The organism is Buttiauxella sp. S19-1, from assembly GCF_022134725.1.
Classification (GTDB): Bacteria; Pseudomonadota; Gammaproteobacteria; order Enterobacterales; family Enterobacteriaceae; genus Buttiauxella; species Buttiauxella ferragutiae.
The window spans coordinates 1-22,827 of record NZ_JAHWLU010000005.1 but is presented as its reverse complement, the minus strand read 5'-3'; the positions used below and the strand labels follow the sequence as shown (position 1 = coordinate 22,827).

20 protein-coding genes are annotated in these 22,827 nt (G+C 50.4%); 3 read left to right on the top strand and 17 right to left on the bottom strand.

The genetic code is table 11. From position 1 onward, the window contains the following. The 9 genes from grpH to hrpA form a co-directional block, all read right to left on the bottom strand. Entirely contained in the window at positions 1-282 is a 282-nt protein-coding gene (gene grpH, locus MES37_RS02330; RefSeq protein WP_064546893.1) for a propanediol utilization system shell hexameric protein GrpH, read from the bottom strand. Between the two features lie 185 nt (positions 283-467). Beyond that, the gene (gene tdcD, locus MES37_RS02325) at positions 468-1,664 is read right to left on the bottom strand and encodes a propionate kinase (RefSeq protein ID WP_237930024.1); all 1,197 of its coding nucleotides are present in this window, start codon (positions 1,662-1,664) and stop codon (positions 468-470) included. An 89-nt stretch (positions 1,665-1,753) separates the two neighbouring features. After that, entirely contained in the window at positions 1,754-2,263 is a 510-nt protein-coding gene (locus MES37_RS02320) for a GlcG/HbpS family heme-binding protein (protein ID WP_237930023.1), read from the bottom strand. 12 nt (positions 2,264-2,275) lie between these two features. After that, complete coding sequence (locus tag MES37_RS02315; protein ID WP_237930022.1) at positions 2,276-2,545, bottom strand: EutN/CcmL family microcompartment protein; 270 nt, start codon at positions 2,543-2,545, stop codon at positions 2,276-2,278. Between the two features lie 8 nt (positions 2,546-2,553). Continuing rightward, on the bottom strand, positions 2,554-3,258 hold the full coding sequence (locus tag MES37_RS02310; RefSeq protein WP_237930021.1) for a hypothetical protein: 705 nt from the start codon (positions 3,256-3,258) through the stop codon (positions 2,554-2,556). A 13-nt stretch (positions 3,259-3,271) separates the two neighbouring features. After that, positions 3,272-3,928, bottom strand: coding sequence for a phosphate propanoyltransferase (pduL, locus tag MES37_RS02305; RefSeq protein WP_237930020.1), 657 nt, complete (start codon positions 3,926-3,928; stop codon positions 3,272-3,274). Between the two features lie 2 nt (positions 3,929-3,930). After that, positions 3,931-5,055: a 1-propanol dehydrogenase PduQ gene (locus MES37_RS02300; RefSeq protein WP_237930019.1), complete on the bottom strand. Its 1,125-nt coding sequence runs from the start codon at positions 5,053-5,055 to the stop codon at positions 3,931-3,933. A 181-nt stretch (positions 5,056-5,236) separates the two neighbouring features. Further along, on the bottom strand, positions 5,237-6,001 hold the full coding sequence (locus MES37_RS02295) for an SDR family oxidoreductase (protein WP_121813413.1): 765 nt from the start codon (positions 5,999-6,001) through the stop codon (positions 5,237-5,239). A 342-nt stretch (positions 6,002-6,343) separates the two neighbouring features. After that, the gene (gene hrpA / locus MES37_RS02290) at positions 6,344-10,243 is read right to left on the bottom strand and encodes an ATP-dependent RNA helicase HrpA (protein WP_237930018.1); all 3,900 of its coding nucleotides are present in this window, start codon (positions 10,241-10,243) and stop codon (positions 6,344-6,346) included. Between the two features lie 206 nt (positions 10,244-10,449). Here hrpA and azoR point away from each other — a divergent pair, with 206 nt between their 5' ends. Continuing rightward, positions 10,450-11,055: an FMN-dependent NADH-azoreductase gene (gene azoR / locus MES37_RS02285; protein ID WP_064546909.1), complete on the top strand. Its 606-nt coding sequence runs from the start codon at positions 10,450-10,452 to the stop codon at positions 11,053-11,055. Between the two features lie 81 nt (positions 11,056-11,136). On the opposite strand, the gene MES37_RS02280 is transcribed toward azoR, so the two are convergent. Then, a complete protein-coding gene (locus MES37_RS02280; RefSeq protein ID WP_237930017.1) occupies positions 11,137-12,027 on the bottom strand; it encodes a dihydrodipicolinate synthase family protein in 891 nt (296 codons plus the stop codon). A gap of 28 nt (positions 12,028-12,055) precedes the next feature. After that, a complete protein-coding gene (locus MES37_RS02275) occupies positions 12,056-12,946 on the bottom strand; it encodes a DMT family transporter (protein ID WP_237930016.1) in 891 nt (296 codons plus the stop codon). Between the two features lie 114 nt (positions 12,947-13,060). Here MES37_RS02275 and MES37_RS02270 point away from each other — a divergent pair, with 114 nt between their 5' ends. Further along, complete coding sequence (locus tag MES37_RS02270; protein WP_237930015.1) at positions 13,061-14,395, top strand: aminotransferase-like domain-containing protein; 1,335 nt, start codon at positions 13,061-13,063, stop codon at positions 14,393-14,395. Positions 14,396-14,882: 487 nt separating this feature from the next. Here MES37_RS02270 and MES37_RS02265 read toward each other — a convergent pair whose 3' ends face one another. From MES37_RS02265 to MES37_RS02240, 6 genes are all read right to left on the bottom strand, one after another. Continuing rightward, positions 14,883-16,355, bottom strand: coding sequence for a pyridoxal phosphate-dependent decarboxylase family protein (locus tag MES37_RS02265; RefSeq protein WP_232885919.1), 1,473 nt, complete (start codon positions 16,353-16,355; stop codon positions 14,883-14,885). Positions 16,356-16,373: 18 nt separating this feature from the next. After that, complete coding sequence (locus tag MES37_RS02260) at positions 16,374-17,759, bottom strand: diaminobutyrate--2-oxoglutarate transaminase (RefSeq protein WP_133521417.1); 1,386 nt, start codon at positions 17,757-17,759, stop codon at positions 16,374-16,376. A gap of 530 nt (positions 17,760-18,289) precedes the next feature. Further along, positions 18,290-18,595, bottom strand: a complete 306-nt coding sequence (locus tag MES37_RS02255; protein ID WP_121813407.1) for a hypothetical protein — start codon at positions 18,593-18,595, stop codon at positions 18,290-18,292. A gap of 106 nt (positions 18,596-18,701) precedes the next feature. After that, positions 18,702-19,025 carry a YdbL family protein gene (locus MES37_RS02250; RefSeq protein WP_064546919.1) on the bottom strand — a complete coding sequence of 108 codons (324 nt, stop codon included), beginning with the start codon at positions 19,023-19,025 and terminating at the stop codon, positions 18,702-18,704. A gap of 5 nt (positions 19,026-19,030) precedes the next feature. Next, on the bottom strand, positions 19,031-19,231 hold the full coding sequence (locus MES37_RS02245) for a YnbE family lipoprotein (protein ID WP_064546921.1): 201 nt from the start codon (positions 19,229-19,231) through the stop codon (positions 19,031-19,033). Then, on the bottom strand, positions 19,228-21,870 hold the full coding sequence (locus tag MES37_RS02240; protein ID WP_237930014.1) for a YdbH family protein: 2,643 nt from the start codon (positions 21,868-21,870) through the stop codon (positions 19,228-19,230). The genes MES37_RS02245 and MES37_RS02240 overlap by 4 nt, the downstream gene beginning before the upstream one ends. A 222-nt stretch (positions 21,871-22,092) precedes the next feature. Here MES37_RS02240 and MES37_RS02235 point away from each other — a divergent pair. Next, the coding region (locus tag MES37_RS02235; protein WP_237930013.1) for a 2-hydroxyacid dehydrogenase at positions 22,093-22,827 on the top strand (735 nt) is incomplete at its 3' end.

The window sequence follows — 22,827 nt, the reverse complement described above, 5'->3', positions numbered from 1 at the left end:
TTAACCGACGGCTTTAGGCAGAATTTTTTCTACTTCCATATGGGGACGAGGAATAACGTGGACAGAAACCAGCTCACCCACTTTAATGGCTGCAGCAGAACCCGCGTCAGTCGCGGCTTTCACTGCACCCACGTCACCACGCACAATCACGGTCACCAAGCCAGAACCAATTTTTTCGTAACCGACTAAAGTGACGTTCGCCGATTTAACCATGGTGTCTGCCGCTTCAATTGCAGAAACCAAACCTTTTGTTTCAACCATACCCAGCGCTTCTTGTTGCATAATGACCTTATGTATTTCATTGGTAATTGAATATACGCAGAGGAATAACCAATAAGGTTTTTCTTCTGCGCGTAATATATTTTCGTATTACAATACTAGAGATGTCAGGACAAAATGTTTTGCCCGTTAGCTTGATTATTTTGTTTTCAGGAACGCTTCCAGACAATAAAATCCTGTTTTGGTTATCACAATGAAGAAATAGCGACGGCATCCATCGCGATCATTTTTTCTTCATTCGTGGGTAATACCGCCACCCACGCGCTATTGGCTGTTGAAATAACCCCACTCAAGCCACCACACATTTGTTGGTTTTTCTTTTCATCGAGCTGTAAACCGAGCACGCCGAGTCGTTTAACCGTCAATTCCCTGACTAACGCCGAGTTTTCCCCAATGCCGCCAGTGAAAATTAATGCATCAAAACGGTGAAGCGAAGTGAGATGCGCGCCTAAATGACGAGCCAGGCGGTGCACCATCACATCAATCGCTAATGCCGCACGCTTATTGCCCTGGCGGCGTGCCTCCTGCAAAGTACGGCAGTCACTGGAAAGCCCGGACACCCCATACAGCCCGGACTCGTTATTCACCATTTTGTATAGCGATTCAATGGATTGCCCGGTACAGGAGGCGATATACACCGCGGCGCCAAAATCCAGATCGCCACAACGCGTGCCCATCACCAACCCTTCCAGCGGCGTCATCCCCATTGAGGTGTCCACGCTTTTGCCATTTTTCACTGCGCAAACTGACGAACCGTTACCCAAATGAGCAATCAGAATGCCGTGATTGGCAGGATCAAGACCAAATGCATTGATAGCTTCGGCGGCAATGTAACGATGTGATGTGCCATGGAAACCGTAGCGCCGCACTTGATAACGCTCCTGATATTCCAGCGGAATGGCGTAGGTGTAGGCTTCCGGCGCTAACGTCTGGTGAAAAGCGGTATCGAATACCGCAACTTGTGTCACCGCTGGCAGCAAGGCCATCGTCGCTTCAATGCCAATCAGATTGGCCGGATTATGTAACGGCGCTAACGCGGACAGTGTGCGGATCTTTTCAATGACTTCGCTATTGATCGCGACGGACTGCTTAAATTCGTTGCCGCCGTGGGCGACCCGATGCCCGATTGCCTTCACCGCAGGCAGCAATTGGCGCTGATTCAGTTCAGCAAACAAGGCTTGCAACGCACCGGGATGGCTGGCCTCCGGCAGTGCGTGGCTTGATTTATTGCCCTTCTGGTCTTTAAACGTGATGCAGGCTTCTTCAAGCCCGAGCTTTTCAGCAAGCCCGGAAAGCACGGGAGCACCATCGTTAAAAGGGATCAGCGAAAATTTCAGCGAGGACGACCCGCAATTAATAACTAAAACCAGTGAAACGTTGGACATAGTGGTAATCCCAAAGAAAATGGTGGATGACGCTTCGCTTATCCCCCTACCGTAGGTCGGATAAGCGAAGCGTCATCCGACAACATGTTTTATTTGCTGCTCGTTAATACGAAATGTTCGCGGCTAAAACGGCGCAACGTGTTGCTGGCAATAGCCATATCTTGTTCAACACTGCCGCCGCTAATGCCGATAGCACCCACTAACGCGCCATTTGCCCAGCACGGCACCCCGCCACCAAAACAGCAGATGTCTTTTTCGTGCTGGAGGCCATACAGGCTGGCACCGGGCTGCACCAGAGGCGCTAATTCGTGAGTCGCCATTTTGAGTGCGATGGCCGTCCAGGCTTTCTGGAAAGCGAGGCGCTGGCTTACCAACAGCGCGTTATCCTGGCTGAAAAAGTAGCGTTGCTGACCGCTGGCATCTACCAGGCTGAAGACGATTGGCAGGTCGAAAACCTGCGCTTCAAGACAGGCATAACGCCCAAGTGCTGCGGCATCTTCCAGGCTGAGCGAGAGCCGCCGTTCAGGTAACTGGCGCGTAATCGCTGAGGCTATCCAACCATCCATGGTTGATGACGCTATGGCTGATGGCTGTGACATATCCGCACCTCGTTAAACGTTAGATTCCAGCGCATCGACGATGCCAACCACCGCCGCATCAATCACTGAATGGTCTTTGCTGTTGCTCATACGCGCAGAGCTGCCGGTAGTAATAATGACGATTTCACCGTTCCCCGCCCCCACGCAATCCACCGCCACCTGGGCGCTGCCGGTCGGTTGGTAGTGTTCATCGAGCCGTGCAACAACCAGCAATTTGCAGCCGTTTAATGAGGCATGTTTGGTGGTAGAAACCAACGCACACGTGACTTTTGCCAGGTACATATTTCCTCCTAAGGCTCCTGAATAATCGTGATGTTCTGACGGCGAATTTCATCCCGCGCGGCAGGGGTAATCAGGGTGTGGCGTGCAACACGCAAACCCGCATCCCCTGAAAATGTGCGGATGTCGCTCAACGTGAGTAGCGTTTGGCCTGCCGTCGGTATTTTTTTGCCCGCAATGACAATGCCATATTGCTCAAGCGTGGTGACGTACTCTGCCAGGCGTGAAAGCAGCGAAAGCGGAAGCCCCGTGGCCTCGTGATTCAGGCATTCATGATTTAAGGTGGCGATCACTTTTATGCGCCGATTGAGTGCATGAAACACCCATGAACTGGCGATGTTGTCTCTGATTCCCAGCGCAATTTTGCTCAGGCTATTGGTAGAAAGTGCTGGTAAAAACAGGCTGCTGTAATCATCGTCACCAGCGGCGGGTTCTTGTTCGCCATACAATGCCCCAACACAAGTCGAGTCGACCTCGCTGATGAAAGCGGCTTTCAGTCCGGATACGCTGGCGCTATGGGAGAATGTCACCAGCAATTGATATCCCGCGCGATCCAGCGCCGCAAGGCTGAGCAATGCCGCAGGCAAGCTACTGAAATTGTCGCCCGTTACCACCACGCGAACTTTTTTGCGTCCGGCGTTTAACTCGCGGCGTTTTTGTTCCAGCAACGCAGCAATCAGAGTGTCCAACCGTTGGGATAAAGCCCGGTGTTCCATAGCGCCCCTCACATCAAACGGTTGGGTTGATTCGATAAACCAGGTCACCGTTACGCAGCCCGAAGCCATTGGCTTCTTCGACATCGATGTGCAGTTCCAACACCGCATCAGCACTGACGCGCACTACCACATGCCCCAAAACACCGGCCCGCAAACCGTCGGCCTGAATATCGATTTCCATGCCATCGCGCAGGCCATGCCGTTGCGCTTCCTGCGGGGAAATATGAATATGACGCCAGGCGACAATCGTGCCGTGCGGTTTCGCGACGTGCCCTTTCGGGCCGATGATTTCGATGGCTGGCGAATCATGGAGATCGCCGGACATGCGCACCGGCGCTTTCACGCCCAGCACGAAACTGTCTGCTACCGAGATCTCTATTTGCGTTGAGTTGCGTAACGGCCCCAAAACTCTGACGTTGGGGATATCGCCTTTTTGAGTGCGCAATGTCACTGTCTCTTCAGCGGCAAATTGCCCCGGTTGCTTAACCGCTTTCATGCGCGTCAAGGTGGAACCGTAACCGAACAGCACGTCCATATCTTCGCGGCACAGGTGAATATGGCGGTTAGAAACCCCCACCGGAATCATCAACGGTGGGTGGTTTTTACCGGCAGCTAATTCCTGCATAATTTGCCGGGTGATCCATTCGGCTTGTTGCTGGATATCATTCATAGCTAAGCGGCCTGATAAATAAGTGAAAGTAAGCGGTCAATATCCTGAACATTGGGCTGGCGTGGATTGGTTATGGTGCAACCATCGGCAAGCGCCGCATCAATTAATGGCTGGCATAACGATTCAAATAACGGCTTATCGGTCCCCAATTCTTTTAATGTGGCCGGAATACCGAACTGGCGATTAATAAGGCGGATTTTTTTGATCAGATGGGAAATAGCAATCTGTGAGTTTTCATGCTCGATGCCCATAATTCGAGCACATTTGATATAGCGTTCGAGCGTAAGCGGTGCCGCAGCAGCGGCATTAAATTCAATGATCAGGGGTAACAACATGGCGTTAATTTTGCCGTGGGGAATATGCAGCATGCCGCCAATGGCGTGCGCCATACCGTGAACCAGGCCCAGACCGGAAGAATTAAATGCCATGCCTGCCATGCAAGAAGCGTTATGGATATGCGATCGGAGCTGTAGGTTGCTCTCATCGTTACAAACTTGCGGTAAATATTGCCAGACCAGCGCAATCGCCTTTTCCGCCAGTGCGTCACTGAAATCGTTAGCACCCGTTGAGACGAGTGCTTCAATCGCATGCGTCAGCACATCCATTCCTGTGTCAACGGTAATATGTCGCGGTACGCTTAGCACCAGATTAGGGTCAAGAATGGCCATGTCGGGAACCAATTCTTGCGCCACTAAGGGATATTTACGGCCATTTTTCGGGTCAGAAATAATCGCGTAAGAGGTGACTTCAGAACCCGAACCACTGGTGGTAGGAATCGCAATCAGTTCGATTGCCTGTGAGCGATAGTGTTCTTCAAGTGTGACTTTAATGCCTTTCGCCGCATCCAGTGCCGAACCACCGCCCAATGCAATAATGGCATCCGGTTTGAATGCTTTAAATTTTTCCGCACCTGCTTTTAAAATGTCGATATTCGGATCAGGTTTTACTTCACTGAATATGGATATTGCCGCATGTGGCATCACATCAATCAGATAACGAGTCTTACCGGATGACACCATAAACTCATCGGTAACGATGGCGACGCGTTTATTATTTAACGCACTTAATGAGCTTATCGCCTCTTCACCAAAATAAATTTTTGGGCAGGAGAAAAAATAATTCGCCATCGCTTAAATACCTATAAATACCAACCGAAAAAGAGGGTTTTAAGCTAGCATGAGGGAATTTAAAACAGGCTACCAATGCTTGTGCAGGATAAGGATTATTTTGCCCGGTTGTTTTTAAAGGCAGCAAAAAAACACCCCCGAACGACAGACACAATGTTGTGGTTCGGGGGTATCACTAAACTTAAACTCCGTTAATTGATGCCCCTCCGTCTACTAAAGACGCGGTGCCCGTGACAAACGACGATTCATCAGACGCCAGCCATAATACCGCTCGCGCTATTTCTTCCGGTTTCCCTACCCGTTTGAGTGCATGTAACCCGGTAATAAATGCCTGCGATTCCGCCGTATCATTCATATCGCGATACATATCGGTATCCACCGCGCCCGGTAAAACAGAATTGACGCGAATATTCTGCGGGCCAAATTCTGAGGCTAATGCCTGAGTCAAACCAATCAAACCGGCTTTGCTGGCGGCGTACGAGGCGACTTGTGGGAATGCGAAGGAATAGCCGACGAACGTAGACGTAAAGATCACCGAGCCACCGCCGTGTTTAAGCATTTCGGCAATTTGATGTTTAGCTCCGAGGAAAGATCCGGTCAGATTGATGGCAACCGCATTGGCAAACCCTTCCGCTGAGACTTCAGTACTCGGGCCATTTTCACCTAACGTCCCCGCATTGTTGAAGGCGATATCCAGGCGGCCCCAGGTTTGCACCGCTTTTTCCACCAGCGCTTTAGCGTAGGCTTCTTCGCGCACATCGCCCGTTACGGCGACGGCCTCGCCTCCCGCAGCTTTGATTTCATCAACCAGTTGAGCAAGTTCGGCTTCACGCCTGGCACCGACGACCACTTTTGCGCCTTCAGCGGCGAACAGTTTGGCGGTGACATATCCGATGCCAGAACTGGCTCCGGTAACAATGGCAACTTTATCGGCTAATCGTTTCATGAAAGTACCCCAGTGGAGCGGTCAGAATTTGACCACTCATGGAGTATGGTTCCGGAAGGGGATTATTGCATTATTGGCTATAGGGATGCCCTCACCCCGGCCCTCTCCTTCAGGAGCTGTCTCTTATACACAACTCACTCTGGCAATTTTGTCAGGGTGAGATCTGTAAGCCTCGCTGATTTTCCGTTCACCCGTGCGTTCAGTTATCTCTTTAATCCCCGAAAACGGTGAACGGAACTGTCTCCCGACTCACGCAGATGTGACTAAGAGACAGCCCTCAGGACAGCGAGAACACCAGACAGTCCCTTCTCCCTCAGGGAGAAGGTTAGGATGAGGGTTGTTTTAAACAGTAATCGCTTCCATCGCCTGCAAAATACGCTTATCGGAAATCGGGTACGGCGTACCTAATTGCTGCGCAAAGAAGCTGACGCGCAGCTCTTCAATCATCCAACGGATTTCCAGCACGTCATCGTCAACCCGACGAGTCGGTGGCAGTTTGTTTAGCCACTGCTGCCAGGTTTGCTGCACATGCTCAACTTTCAGCATTTGCACCCGGTCGCGATGTGGGTCAACCGCCATTTTCTCGAGGCGTTTCTCGATGGCATTCAGATAACGCAGCGTATCGCCTAAACGTTTGTAGCCGTTTCCGGTGACAAAACCGCGATACACCAGGCCGTTCATTTGCGCTTTCACATCTGACAAACCGAGCGCCATGGTCATGTCCACGCGCCCTTTCAGCCGTTTATTGATGTTGAAAACAGCCGTGAGAATTTGTTCGACCTGTTTGGCAATTTCCACCACGGTTTCGTTGAGTTCTGCACGCACTTTCTCATGCAGCGTGGCAAAACCCTCTTCGCTCCACACTGGCCCGCCAGCCTGCGCAATCAACTTATCCACGCCACAAGAGATGCAGTCGTCAATCAAATCCATCACTTTGCCGTACGGGTTAAAGTACAGGCCGAGCTTGGCTTTGTTGGGCAATTTTTCATGCAGGTATTTAATCGGCGATGGAATGTTCAGCAGTAACAAACGGCGCAAGCCCCGCCACATCGCCTGCTGCTGTTCGAGCGGGTTATCAAACAGTTTGATCGCCACACTGTCTTTTTCATCCACCAGCGCCGGGAATGCCTTCATGCGGTAGTTACCGCGTTTTTGCTCGTAGCTTTCCGGCAATGAACCGAAGCTCCAGATATGCAGGCCGCTTTGTTCGATGCCGTCATCGGCAACCGCAGAGAGCGTTTGCTGGACTTTATCCTTCAACCCGCCCTTCAACTCGGTGAGGTCTTTACCCTCTTTGAGTTTCTTGTTGTTTTCATCGACGATACGGAAAGTCATCTTCAGGTGATCGGGCACCTGATCCCAATGCCAGTCTTCGCGGTCGATGGTGATGCCCGACATGCGGCGGAATTCGCGCTCTAAGCTTTCAAGCAGCGGCAATTCCAGCGGCGTGGCACGGCCTAAAAATGCTTCGGCATAGTTAGGCGCAGGCACAAAGTTGCGACGCACCGGTTTTGGCAGTGACTTTATCAGCGCAATCACCAGTTCACGGCGCACACCAGGAATTTGCCATTCAAACCCGGCCTCTTCCACCTGGTTTAATAACGGCAACGGAATATGTACCGTTACACCATCGGCGTCAGCACCTGGTTCAAACTGGTAAGTCAGGCGTAGCTTGAGATTGCCCTGATGCCAGAAGTTCGGATAGTCGAGCTTGCTGACTTGTTCCGCGCCCTCTTTGATCAACATGCTCTTTTCGAAATTGAGCAAATCCGGCGTCTCTTTGCTGGCCTGTTTCCACCAGTTATCAAAGTGACGCGCAGAGATCACATCATGGGCAATCCGTTGGTCGTAAAACTCGAACAGTGTGTCGTCGTCTACCAGAATGTCGCGGCGGCGGGATTTATGTTCCAGCTCTTCAATTTCATTGCGCAATTTGAGGTTGTCGCGGAAGAAGGCATGGCGAGTTTGCCAGTCGCCCTCCACCAGCGCATGGCGAATAAACAACTCGCGGCATAACGCTGGGTCAATCTGGCTGTAATTGACGCCGCGCGCAGCAACAATCGGCAAGCCGTACAGCGTGACTTTTTCTGTCGCCATTACCGCGCCCTGGGATTTCTCCCAGTGTGGTTCGCTGTAAGAGCGTTTGAGCAGATGCTGCGCCAGCGGCTCCACCCATTCCGGGTCGATACGGGCGGCAATGCGCCCCCACAGGCGGCTGGTTTCCACCAGTTCGGCGACCATCGTCCATTTTGGTGGTTTCTTAAATAAACCGGAGCCTGGGAAGATAGAGAAACGGGCGTTGCGCGCGCCGGTGTATTCCTGTTTATCAGCATCTTTCTGGCCGATATGGGAAAGCAAGCCGGTCAGTAAGGCGCAGTGAACCGAACGGAAATCAGCCGGTTCGCTGTTAATCGGCAAACCGAGTTCTTTCACAACCTGACGTAATTGGGTGTAGATGTCTTGCCATTCACGCACACGCAAATAGTTGAGGTAGTCAAGTTTGCACTGGCGGCGGAACTGGTTCGACGATAGCTCTTTTTGCTGCTCGCCAAGGTAGTTCCACAAATTGACATACGCGAGGAAGTCAGACTCTTTGTCATGGAAGCGACGATGTTTTTCATCGGACGCCTGCTGTTTGTCCATCGGGCGCTCGCGCGGATCCTGAATCGACAAACCAGCGGTTATGATCATCACTTCACGCACGCAACCAAATTTCTGCGCTTCAAGCACCATACGCGCCAGGCGTGGGTCAACAGGGAGCTGAGCAAGCTGGCGGCCCGAAGGCGTTAATTTATAGACGCTATGTTCTTCGTCGCTGGTAATCGCGCCCAGCTCTTCAAGCAGGCGCACGCCATCCTGAATATTGCGTTTGTCCGGTGCTTCAACGAACGGGAATGCGGCAATATCGCCCAGCCCGAGTGCCGTCATCTGCAAGATGACGGACGCCAGGTTGGTACGCAGAATTTCCGGGTCGGTAAATTCCGGGCGTGACAGGAAGTCATCCTCAGAATAGAGGCGAATACAAATCCCATCGGATACACGCCCGCAACGCCCTTTACGCTGGTTGGCTGACGCCTGCGAAACCGGCTCAATCGGCAAACGCTGCACTTTGGTGCGGTAGCTGTAGCGGCTGATTCGCGCGGTACCGGGGTCGATAACGTATTTGATTCCCGGCACGGTCAGCGAGGTTTCAGCCACGTTGGTCGCCAGCACAATGCGCCGCCCGACATGCGACTGGAACACACGGTTTTGTTCGCTGTTCGACAGGCGTGCATACAGCGGCAGCACTTCGGTATGCGGTAAGTTCAGCTTGTTTAATGCATCAGCGGTGTCACGAATTTCGCGCTCACCACTCATGAAGATCAGTATATCGCCGGCACTTTCATGACCGAGTTCGTCCACCGCGTCAAAAATGGCTTGTAGCTGGTCGCGATCGGTATCGTCAGCTTCTTCAACAATCGGGCGATAGCGCACTTCAACCGGATAGGTGCGGCCAGACACTTCGATGATTGGCGCATTATTGAAATGGCGCGAGAAGCGTTCAGGATCGATGGTCGCCGAGGTAATAATGATTTTCAGATCGGGGCGACGCGGCAGTAGTTCACGCAAATAACCCAACAGGAAATCAATGTTCAGACTGCGTTCGTGCGCTTCATCAATGATGATGGTGTCGTACTGCATCAGCAGTCGGTCTTGCTGAATTTCCGCCAGCAAGATGCCGTCGGTCATCAGTTTGACCATGGTGTTTTCACTGACGTGATCGGTGAAACGCACCTTATAGCCTACACAACCACCGGGCTCGGTTTGCAGCTCTTCGGCAATACGGTTGGCAACGGTTCGTGCCGCCAGACGGCGCGGCTGCGTGTGACCAATCAGCCCTGTTAACCCGCGCCCCAGTTCCATGCAGATTTTTGGCAACTGCGTGGTTTTACCTGAGCCAGTTTCACCCGCCACGATAACCACCTGATGGTCACGAATGGCATCGTAAATGTCCTGTTTCTTTTGGCTGACAGGCAGGTTTTCTGGGTAGGTGATTTTCGGTCGCGAGGCTGCGCGCAGCAGAACCTTACCGGCTGCCGCTTCGATTTCCTGGGCCAGAGCCTCTAACACCGCCTGCTGCGATTCAGGATTTTTCACCTTCTTCGCGCCATGTATACGGCGGGAGAAGCGTTGTCTGTCGCGTAGCATTAAGCCGTCGAGGCGAGAGAATAATGAGGACAGTGAGGGTTTTATGTTTTCCATTGCGTAGTCATCTGGGCAGCGCACTGCCTGGTAAGTCTTTATCGTTAATTGGCGCTAGATTAGCACATCACGCCTTTTGACGCCTTGTTCAATAAAATCGAACATAGAGTTCGATATATTGCGCTATCACTGCAATCGGATTGTGAATAAAGTAACCCTCAGCGAACGGGCAATCTGTCCGAATGAACACAATAAAGGAATCACCCATGAGCAAAGTATTAGTCCTGAAGTCCAGTATCCTGGCAGGTTACTCTCAGTCAAATCAACTGTCCGACTATTTTGTTGAACAATGGCGTGAAGAGCATAGCGCAGATGAGATCACCGTGCGTGATTTGGCTGCAAACCCAATCCCGGTACTGGATGGCGAGCTGGTTGGCGCACTGCGTCCAAGCGACGCCCCACTGTCTCCACGTCAGCAAGAAGCGCTGGCGCTGTCTGACGAACTGATTGCTGAGCTGAAAGCTCACGATGTGATTGTTATCAACGCGCCAATGTACAACTTCAACATTCCAACACAGTTGAAGAACTATTTCGACCTGGTGGCGCGTGCTGGCGTGACTTTCCGTTACACCGAAAAAGGCCCAGAAGGCTTGGTTACCGGTAAGCGTGCTGTGATCCTGACCAGCCGTGGCGGTATTCATAAAGATACCCCAACCGATCTGCTGGTACCATATCTGAACATCTTCCTCGGCTTCATCGGGATTACCGATGTGAACTATGTGTTCGCTGAAGGGATTGCTTACGGTCCGGAAGTGGCGAGCAAAGCGCAATCTGACGCAAAAGCGGCAATTGATAGCATCGTAACTGCATAGTTTTTGATGCAAATGGTGGATGGCGCTAACGCTTATCCACCCTACGTGAAAAAACGGCAAACATAATGTTTGCCGTTTTTATTAATACAAATTCAACAGATTCAATTTCTGCTGCAACAGTTCCCGTTCTCCACCCTGTATTGTTCGTAACGGGAAAGACAGACATGGCGTTTGAACTCTACCCAGTAGTTCGGCAACCGTAGCAATAACCCGCAGGCTTCCATAACGTCGATAAAATACCCATAACGCTTCAAGTGCACCATCAAGCTGATTCACTTTTTCCTCATCCCCGGCTTGAGCGGCTCGGGTAAGTATGCGCGAATACTGTGGAAATAAACCCGCCAGAACGGAATACCAGACGTCACATCCCGCAAGCAAACCACGAGCAGACTGAGCATCACCGCTAATCCCAATCGTCACATGGGCAGGAATTTTGCGGCGCAGTGCCGCGATTCGCACGCGGGCTTCTTCACGTTCAGCCGGCAAACTGCCGAGTTTCACCGAGTTTACCCCTGGCAGGCCCGCAATAGCTGAAAGTAGTTCATCACTAAACGAAAAACCGGTCGTCGCCGGGTTGTCATACACACACAGTGGAACCGACAATTCGCGGACTACGCGGCTATACAGTTCGTAAACTTCATCGCCACCAAGTGGCTGATAAGATAACGGAGCCAGAAGAACACCACTCACGCCCGCTTGTTGTGCGTCATCGGCAAGATTCAGTACTTCTTCTACACGTACAGCACCAATACTGGTCATTACCGGAATACCATTTGCCGCAGTAACGGCAAGTTGCGTGCCCCGTAAACGCTGCGCGCGAGTCAAATAGGCATAACTTCCGGTAGAACCCAGTGCGCCAATCGAATCCACCCTGGCTTCAGCCAGGTTCGTTATCAATGAAACGAAAGTTCTTTCGTCTATTTCGCCAGCTATCAGCGGCGTAAGCGGGAAAGCACAAAGCCCCTTAAACATCTTTATTCCTTTTACACAGTTGCGCCGATTATCGTGCGAACTTACGCGAGCCAATGACGCAACAAATTACTCCGAAAGTCACCGCCACCATTTGCAAACTCACTGTTTCATGGAGCAGTGTCGCCGAAAGCGCCAGGCCAAAGAAGGGTTGTAGCAATTGTAGCTGTCCGACTGCCGCAATACCGCCGATGGCGAGTCCTTTGTACCAAAAGATAAAACCAATCAACATGCTAAAAAGTGACACGTAACCGAGCCCCATCCAGGCCTGAACACCAATATCGCTGAACGTGTCTGGCATCGTCATGAACGAAGCTACTAACATGAAGGGAAGCGAGATAACTAAGGCCCAGCTAATCACTTGCCAACCGCCTGACGCCCTTGAAAGCGTCGCCCCTTCTGCATAACCCAGACCGCAGACCAGCACTGACGCCAGCATTAATAAATTACCCGCTATCGACACGGACAAATTCTGATAAAGGGCAAAGCCTACCACCATCAGGCTTCCCAATATGGAAAACACCCAAAATGCCAGTGATGGCCGTTCATGACCACGAATAACCCCAAAGATGGCCGTAGACAGCGGCAAAAGCCCGAGAAATACGATGGAGTGAGCGGATGTCACATACTGAAGCGCCATGGCTGTCAGCAGTGGAAAGCCGATAACCACGCCAAATGCGACAACCATTAACGAGAAAATCTGCGATGAATGAGGACGCTTTTCCCGGCAGATCAAAATCAAGATTAGCGCCAGCATGCCAGCGATAGAAGCTCTGATAAAGGTCAGGAAAAAAGGATTGATATCCATCACGGCCAGGCGCGTGGCCGGGAGAGAACCGCTAAAAATAATCACGCCAATCAGACCGTGTAGCCACCCTGAAAATGATTCTGACCCCGCTTTACTTACTGCTGAATGACCCACGATTATCCTCATTTTGTCAGAAGAATAGAGAAACAATGCTTCTTGTTTCATAGACAGAGTGAATGATAATCGCCACAATCCATGACAATCAAAATATTGTCATGAATACACTCAATGAAAGCTCGGTATAAAACATTGGTTGATGAATACGCAGCCGCGATTCGTTCCGGCACATTACCGGCAGGAACGCGGCTGCCTACACATCGGGGGTTATCAGCTGAAAAGCACATATCACTCGCTACGGCGACACGGGTTTATGCAGAACTGGAATCCATCGGGCTGGTGAGCGGCGAGACAGGGCGTGGGACTTTTGTCAGGGAGATCTCTCTGCCAACGGGACATGGCATTGATCAGCAAGCCATCGCCACGGATATGCTAGATCTCAATTTTAACTATCCCGCTCTGCCCGAACAGACTGAACTGCTGCGCGATGCGCTGCGCAAGCTCACGAGTTCTGGTGATCTCGAAGCTATGCTACGTTACCAGCCACATGCGGGCCGACTCAGCGATCGCGAAGCAATAGCAACACATCTTGCAGAGAGTGGAATGACTCCTGACGCCGCTGATGTTCTGATTGTTAATGGGGCCCAGCATGGCCTGGCGGTCAGCGTCATGGGGTGTTTCAAACCCGGAGATGTTGTTGCTGTCGATGCGCTGACATATCCAGGCTTTAAAACACTGGCGGCAACCTTTCACCTTGAGCTGGAAGCGATTCCCGTATCTGCAAATGGGCCTGACCTGAATGTGCTAAAGAAATTGTGTCAACGCAGACGTGTGCGCGCGATTTATACCATGCCCACGCTGCATAATCCGTTGGGGTGGGTTCTCAATGATGTTCAGCGCCAGCAGTTAGCAACCATTGCCAGAGAGTATGATCTTCTGATGCTAGAAGATGCCGCCTACGCTTATCTGGTCAGCCATCCACCGCGACCATTGGCCTGTTTCGCGCCAGAGCGGACAATTTATATCACCGGTTTTTCCAAAAATGTGGCAACGGGTCTGCGTGTAGGAGTTGTTGTTTGCCCTTCCCGCTATCGTGCCAGCCTGGAGCGCGCAATACGTGCAACCACCTGGAACACGCCATCGCTGATGACAAGTATTGTTTGCGGCTGGATTAAGGAAGGAACGGTCAGCAGGCTGGAATCGCTGAAGCGAGCGGATGCCCAAAAGCGCCAGAGCCTGGCTCGTGAATTGCTTGCCCCACTCCCGTATATCAGCCATCCGGTATCTTACTTTATTTGGCTCCCGCTGCCAGAAGAAGTACGCGCAGAAAGCGTGGTACGCAGGTTGATGGACAAAAATATTTCAATTTCCACTGCAGAACCTTTTAGCACTTCACAAAACGTCCCCCATGCCATTCGGTTAGCATTGGGTTCAGTCAGCGAAGTTAATCTTCGTCAGGCACTCATTACGGTGCGTGAAACAATTGAATATGAGCAATATCGCTGAACGATATGACGATACTTACAAGAACATAAATATTAATAAGAAAGAGGAGATGAGAAATGTTAATCCAAACCATTGCGTATAAAGAAACGCAAATGCGAAAAGACAGTTCATTATCCACCAAAAGAAAATACGGCTTCGCAGACCATTCCAGTCATATTGTGGATAGCATAACCGTAAAATATATATCGTAATTGTCGTCAGAATAATCATAACGTTTTCATCCATGAAACGTAGACAAGCGTAGGCTCAAAGAGTGGAGCAATGCTTAACATGCCTTCAATTAATTTTAAGTAATACTAACTGCCTGGATTTTCTTTTGCAATTAGTGTTATTTAATAAAATAATTGAATTTAATCAAGATGTTAGTATTAATGAAAAAAGAAATGATAATTTAAATGAATATAAAAAGAGTTATATATACAGAAAGGTTGGTATTAGGTGGGGTAAATATTAAATGGGCGGTATTAAGCCGCCCATTCAAAATGACTTATTTTTCCAGCAACGGATGTGCTGTCTTTTCGACTAACGCCAGCAGGAGTTTAATATCCTCCAGCGTAACAGTTGGGTTCAGCAACGTCATTTTCAGACAGGTAACACCGTTATGCTCAGTCACACCCACGTTGGCGCGACCAGATTCTAACAACGCATCACCAATCTGCTGGTTCAGCAGCGCGATAGCTGCATCGCTGCTGTTGGCCATTTGTTCAGGACGGAAACGGAACAAGACGCTCGCCAGTTGTGGTTTCATCACCAACTCCAGCGAAGGTTGTTCAGTCACGTACTGCGCAACTTGCTGAGCAAGCGTAACGCCATGATCAATGATCGCAGCATATTGCTTCTGACCCAACGCTTCCAGGCCCATCCAAAGTTTCAGTGCATCGAAACGACGTGTGGTCTGCAAAGATTTAGACACCAGATTTGGTACGCCAGCCGCTTCATCAAACTCAGAGTTCAAATAAGCCGCCTGGTAGCGCATCAGTTCATAGTGACGGGCTTCTTTGAGCAAGAACGCACCGCAACTGATGGTCTGGAAGAATTGTTTATGGAAGTCCAGGGTAATGGAGTCCACTAATTCAATACCGTCCAGATAGTCACGATACTGCTCGGACATCAGCAATGCCCCGCCCCACGCTGCATCAACGTGCACCCAAATCTGGTGCTGTGCAGCCAGTGCGGCAATCTCACGTAGCGGGTCGATTGCGCCTGCATCGGTGGTGCCTGCAGTAGCAACAATCGCCAGAATCTGCTCACCGTTAGCCTGAGCTTGCGCCACTTTTTCACGCAGATCGTTGAGATCCATACGCGCAAATTCGTCAGTTTTAACTAACGTTACAGACTGGTAACCGAGGCCCATCAAAGCCATGTTCTTTTGCACTGAGAAATGGGCATTTTCAGAACACATGACTTTAATCTTTCTCAGATCACCGACCAGGCCATCCTGCTGAATAGAGTGACCCTGGCGAGCAAAGAACGCATCACGCGCCAGCATCAGGCCCATCAGGTTACTTTGGGTGCCGCCGCTGGTGAACACACCCGCGTCGCCTGCCTGATAACCGACTTGAGCACGCAGCCACTCAATCAGCTTCATCTCGATGATGGTCGCTGACGGGCTTTGGTCCCAAGAATCCATACTCTGGTTGGTGGCGTTGATCAGCACTTCAGCCGCCTGGCTGATAACCAGACTTGGGCAGTGCAGATGCGCAACACACTGTGGGTGATGCACCGACAGGCTGTCTTTTAAAAAGAACTCGATAGCACGTTCAATCGCAGCCTGGTTGCCCAGGCCCTGCGGATTAAAATCCAGTTGAATGCGCTCACGCAGTTCAGTAACGCTTTTGCCCTGATACATCTCAGGTTGCTGCAGCCACTGCACAACAGCCGCGCTGCTCTGTGCAATCGCCTGCTGGTAGGCTTCAGTGCTTTGCGCTGAGCCTGCCAGAATCGGGTTTAAATCAGACATCGTGGTCATTCGCTCCACTCAGACAGGTTTGATGCCGGACGCTAACAGCGCCTGCTCAAACTTATCGAGGAAAATAGCCAGCTCATCGTTAGTAATAAGCAGGGATGGCAGCAGACGCAGCACGCAACCGTTACGGCCACCGCGCTCCAGAATCAACCCAGCTTTGAAGCAGTTTTTCTGCAGCAATGCAGACAATTCTGGGTCAGACGGGTAGCAACCCATATGGTCTTTAGCTTCGTTTGGTTTAACGATCTCAATACCGATCATCAGACCCAGACCACGCACCTGGCCAATGACCGGGTAACGTTTTTGCATGCTTGCCAGATGGCCTTTCAGCCACTCGCCCTGTTCGGCCACTTTGTCAGCAATCTTGTTTTCAGTCAGATGCTTAAGCGTTGTCAGGCCGGTAGCCATCGCCAGTTGGTTACCACGGAAAGTACCGGTGTGGTGGCCAGGTGACCATGCGTCAAACTCTTTCTTAATGCCCAGCACTGCCAATGGCAAACCACCACCGACTGCTTTAGACATCACGATGATGTCTGGCTCAATGCCAGCATGTTCGTAGGCAAACAGTTTGCCGGTACGGCAGAAACCAGCCTGCACTTCATCGATGATCAGCAGAATGCCGTGTTCTTTGGTGACTTTGCGAATGCGCTGCAACCACTCAGCAGGAGCCGGGTTCACGCCGCCTTCCCCCTGAACCGCTTCCAGAATGACTGCCGCAGGTTTGCGCACGCCACTCTCAACGTCGTTGATCAGGTTTTCGAAGTAATAGGTTAATGCTTTAACGCCAGCTTCACCGCCAATACCCAATGGGCAGCGGTACTGATGCGGATAAGGCATAAACTGAACTTCAGGCATCATGCCGTCGACGGCTTCTTTCGGAGACAGATTACCTGTTACGGAAAGTGCGCCGTGGGTCATGCCGTGATAGCCGCCGGAGAAGCTGATGATGCCTGCACGACCGGTCACTTTCTTAGCCAGTTTCAGCGCTGCTTCAACCGCGTCCGCACCGGATGGGCCGGTGAATTGCAGGCAATACTCTTTACCCTGTCCAGGCAATAAAGAGAGAAGATATTCAGAGAACTGATCTTTCAACGGCGTTGTCAGATCCAGTGTATGTAACGGCAAGCCGCTAGTAATGACATTTTGGATGCTTTGCAGCACGTCAGGGTGGTTATGTCCAAGAGCAAGCGTACCTGCCCCTGCAAGGCAATCAAGATATTGATTATTCTCAACATCAGTGATCCAAACACCGTTGGCCTTCGCAATTGCAAAAGGCAATTTACGTGGATAACTCCTAACATTCGATTCAAATTCAGCCTGTCTGGCTAAATAGGTTTCATTGTTTCCGTTTAATGAATTCGTACCTAAACTGTCAATACGGACTTTATCCGTCATCATATCTCTCCTACAACTGCTAAATCATTAATTTCGCAGCTGATTAAATGAATTAGAAAAACTAAGGACCCTATAAAAATCGCGGCCAATATAGGTTCTTTTTGCTCTGTGCTCAATAATTTATTTTTCCAATTTCCGAATGTTTCTGGTTTGTCATTGTGATGAAAAACGATGCAACGAACGTCGACCGGATTCTCATGCTGAAAAAAAACAATATTCAGGTGTTAAATTGGATTAAAAATAGATTTTCAGCAGTTTATATCACTTCGTACACAAATTTTGACGGGTATTAATGGGGTTTTTCAGGCGGTTTGACAGGCAAAGTTACACTTTTCATGGTCTAAGTTTGTTCTGACGTGATACCAGCTTTAAAAGAAGATTAGAGAAAGGAGTAAACAGAATAAAAAGAAAGTACTTCAATGAGTTTAATCGGTTGTTAACGCATTTATATTTAAGCGCTTCTACCTCACCCCAACGGAGCGAGGCTCCGCCGGGTATTGCTAATGCACATGTAGCTTAAAGTTTGAAGAGTATTAGTGACGGATGGAACCCGGTTGTCTGAGATTGCCCGTATGCCCAAAGGCGGGCATTGGCGAAGATACCGGATTGGAAGTCTGCGAGTCACTGCTACCTGGCCCTGCCAGCGTATCGCTGGTGCCAATACCGGCGACAGTATCACTCCCCAGTAAATCGATGGTGCCCTGAACTGTCGACGTTTGCTGGCTGGATGTGTTGGATGAACTACCTGAACTAGCATTGATGCCAGAGGTTGACGTTAATTGAGCAAACACCGCCGTGCTAACCAGAGACAACGCGACTGCCAAAATAATCTTTTTCATCAATTGTTCCCCATTCGATACCGGCAGTATGGAATAGTTGAGTGGATGAATCGTCCCTGGCTATTTCACGCATACAGAATTGCTGCCAATTGAGTGTAGTGGAGCGCTACTTTTTCATCCACTGCCCGTTAATACCGCGCACATACTCACCCGGCTGTGCCCGCGCCACCAGCTTTTGCCCGGCCAGTTCCGCAACCTGATTGGCCGAAATATTATTGCTATCCGCCAGTTTCTGATAATTTTCTGAACGCGCTTCGTTAATGGTTTTCACTAACTCCAGCGTCTCTTTGTCCTGTTTGATTGGTGCAATAAAGCCGCTGAGTGTCTCCCCTACGCGCCCCTGCTGGCGAGCTTCGGACAAGGTTAACGCCAACACCTGGCTGCTAAACATCATGCTCGCCAACAAAACGCCTTTAACGATATTTTTCATGACGCTCACTCCGTGCCGAACAAATCGCTGCGGTTTTTAAGCAACGTTTCCACGTCTTTATCCACTTTAATATGAATTTCATGCTCAATTTTAACGTTCATATTAATGGTGATAGGTTCTTTGGGCGCCGCCACTTCTATGCGCGGAGTGCAACCCGTTAATGTGGCAATCCCTGTCGCCAGGAGTGAAGCGATGACGATTTTCATTGTGTTTCCTCACAAGCTTTATCGCGTGTCTGACAACGCACATCCGGTAGCGCGGTATGTTGCTCAAGCCAGGTTTGCAAATTATCCCCAAAACGCAGGCTGCGCCAAAGCGTAAAGAGGTTTTCCTGATGGCTGTAATTCAGCCTTACTGCGTTCCTTTTCCCTTCAACCTGGCTAATGCCTTGCACATTCGCCTGCAAAGTTAATACCCCAAGGTTATCTAAATTAATATGGGTCCAGGAATGAGAAATTTCCATATATCGCAACCAGTTAACAGCAACACCTGCGGCAATATTATTCTCAACAATGGCATCCGCCATGTCTTTATCCAGTCGTAATGTCAGCGGCCCTGGGTTCATCAACCAGCCATCTTTAATTATCCATTGCGGATGATTAAGCCACAGCGGCAGAGCGCCGTTTACCCGGCCAGACATGGTGAATTGTTTGGGATTGACCGCAGTAATCAATTCACTTGAAGAGATATTTTCTAAGCGTAGCAAGGCTGCGTCCCGTTGTGGTAAACGCAACTGCTGCACACGCATTTTTCCACCCAAAATATCAACATTTACGTTACTGAGTATCAGCGGTTGTGCGTCACTCCACGGATACCAGCCTTCAAGATCCGCAGTAATGTTGGTGGTAGTGAACTGGTTTTTGATTTCGGCAATGCGCAGAGTGACCGGCCCGTCCGTTCCCAACTGCCAGGTACTGTCACCAAAACGGAATGGCAGCACAAAATCAACACCATTAATCTGGTTATCCGGCATCCAGACGCTGCCATTTTTAACTACGCCATGCCCACCTGCTTCAAATCCCTGACCCGGTGCCGCGGAAAAAGCGATCTGTGAATACAACGTGCCGTCCTTTAAGACCATTTTCCAGTCATCTGGGATCAGCGGCTGGAATACGGTCAGGACTTGTTGCGGCCACCAGGCATTTCCGCGCAGGCGTTCCCCATCCCAACGACCATTGACCCGTACCGGACCTATATCTCCGGCATGCAGGTCTCCTTTATATTGGAACGATGATGGGTCAACGCCGTTGACGCTGAAGGTTAATGCCGACGGAGGCAACGTGCTTCCACCGCTGAAGGTAGTTTTCCCGGCATTTAACGTGAACGAACCATCAAATGAGGGTGTGGTTTCATCTCGTTGCCAGTGCAACGGTTTGTCGAGTTTCAGGCGCGGCTCGCTAACAAGCATTGAGCCATACTCAAGTTTGTCAAAACCGGTCGATAGCGACGTTAACTCAATCACACTATCGCGCCATTCCCCATAGCCACGCACATCCCAGCGCGCCTGCATCGGTGTGAATTCGCCATTACCCCAATATTTCCAGCGCCACAAACCTGCATCCGGTAAAAAGTTGTCGGCTTTGCCATCAAGATGTAGCACGAAGTTACCCGTCTCATTCTCATGCGCACGTACGATCGCCTGCAAACGCCCGTCAACACCTTGTTGCGAGACGCTAACGCCCGCCAAAGGCCAGCGAATTTCATCGACATCAATAGAGTCGATAACTCGCCCGCGTGAACGCAACAGCGCGCCAGGCCGGAACAGGAGTTTAGGGTCAGCAATCGCCCCGCTAATTTCCCCCGGCAACACCGCATAAAACACCATTCCATTCTGTTTGGCTTCACCGGTTAACTGCACCGGCAATGCACTGTCTTCCAGACTCAGTTTACCTGGGCCAATATTGAGCACCGCGTTGGCTTTACCCGCCAGCCCCTGGGTAACGACATTCATCCGGCCACTGACGACAGCGTTTTCGAACCCTTGTTTCCAGTTATCCACCCGTAGCGCAATGCCTCCGCGCAATGGAACACCGGTATATGGCCAGAACCACTGTCCGCCGTTTACTTCAAAAATTTTATCGCTGACAGTCCAGGGCAGTGTAACCAAAGGTTCAGCCGCACCTGGTTTTGTCACGGTTAAAGCCCCTTCTTCGGCCTTCCAGCCCAGCGCGACATCAACCAGCTCAGGTTCTTGTGGAATGCGCAGTTTTGTCTCGAGATGACCTTCTTCCGGCAAGCTGTCAGTAAGCGGTGGTAACGTTATTTGGCCAGCCAATTCAAGCGGCTCCATCCCCGCTATCGCCTGAACCTTTAACTTTTGTAACTCTAATAGCGGGCCGTTCAGTTGCGCATCTACACTTAAGGAAGCGCCAGCATAATGAATAGATTGCTGCTGCGGTGAGAGAGTCAGGCGTAAGGCGCCAGAGAACTGTTGAAACGGGGTAATGTTGACCTTATCTATAGTGATAAGGCTTTCGGGAAGCAATGATTGCCATTCGGCAAGCGAACGCGGTGCTGCCGGTCCCGACTGGTCGAGTGGTATTTTACTCAGGCAATCGACATTAAGATTGAGCGTATCAAGGTGGATGCGCCAGCGCTGCGGATGGCTCAAGGAGGCGTCTTTAATTGTCGCCAGTACGCAGTCCCCGGCAAGGTAACGCAAATCAGGAACAATAATTGCGCCACGTTTAAATTTTGGGCTGGCCTCCAGGGCGATGCGAGTCCCTTGCGGCAGCCAGATTCCGGCAAGCGTGGGCAGCCAATTAGCGATAGTCATCGTGAGCGTTAGCAACAGTAAGATGATAACCAGCAGCAACGCAATAATGGCTTTATATTTACCCTTCATGGGCGATTAAGATCCTGATTAAGCGACAATTTTGTACCCGGCGATTCGGTAAATACGATGATTCTTACATGATTCAGCCCGGGCGTGAAGGTCAAGCCTGGTTTAAGCGTAGCTAACCTTGAGTTAGCAGCAGAATTTCATGCCTAAAAATATAGTTTAAAATTTGTATGATTATTTTAAGCGTGGTAATTTTACAGCAATATCATTCTGGAGATAAGTCTCATGAAACTGGCAGTTTATAGCACAAAACAGTACGATAAAAAGTATCTGGAGCAGGTTAACACTGAATATGGCTTTGATCTTGAATTTTATGACTTCTTACTAACCGAAAAGACAGCCAAAACTGCTCTTGGTTGTGACGGTGTCTGTATCTTCGTGAACGACGATGCCAGCCGCCCGGTGCTGGAAGAGCTCAAAAAGCAGGGTGTGAAATTTATCGCGCTGCGTTGTGCCGGTTTTAACAACGTCGATCTCGACGCGGCTAAAGAACTCGGTTTGCCTGTGGTACGCGTGCCAGCCTACTCTCCAGAAGCGGTCGCTGAACATGCGGTCGGTATGATGATGTGCCTGAACCGCCGTATCCACCGCGCTTATCAACGTACCCGTGATGCGAACTTTTCTCTCGAAGGACTGACCGGCTTCACTATGTTCGGCAAAACGGCGGGTGTGATTGGTACCGGTAAGATTGGCCTTGCCGCGCTGAAAATATTGAAAGGCTTTGGTATGCGCCTGCTGGCGTTTGATCCGTATCCAAGTGCGGCAGCTCTTGAGTTGGGCGTGGAATATGTCGATTTGCCAACCCTGTTTGCGCAGTCTGACGTTATCTCTCTGCACTGCCCAATGACACCAGAAAACTACCATTTACTAAACCGTTCATCGTTTGAACAGATGAAAAACGGCGTAATGGTGATCAACACCAGTCGTGGTGGTTTGATTGATTCGCAGGCGGCTATCGAT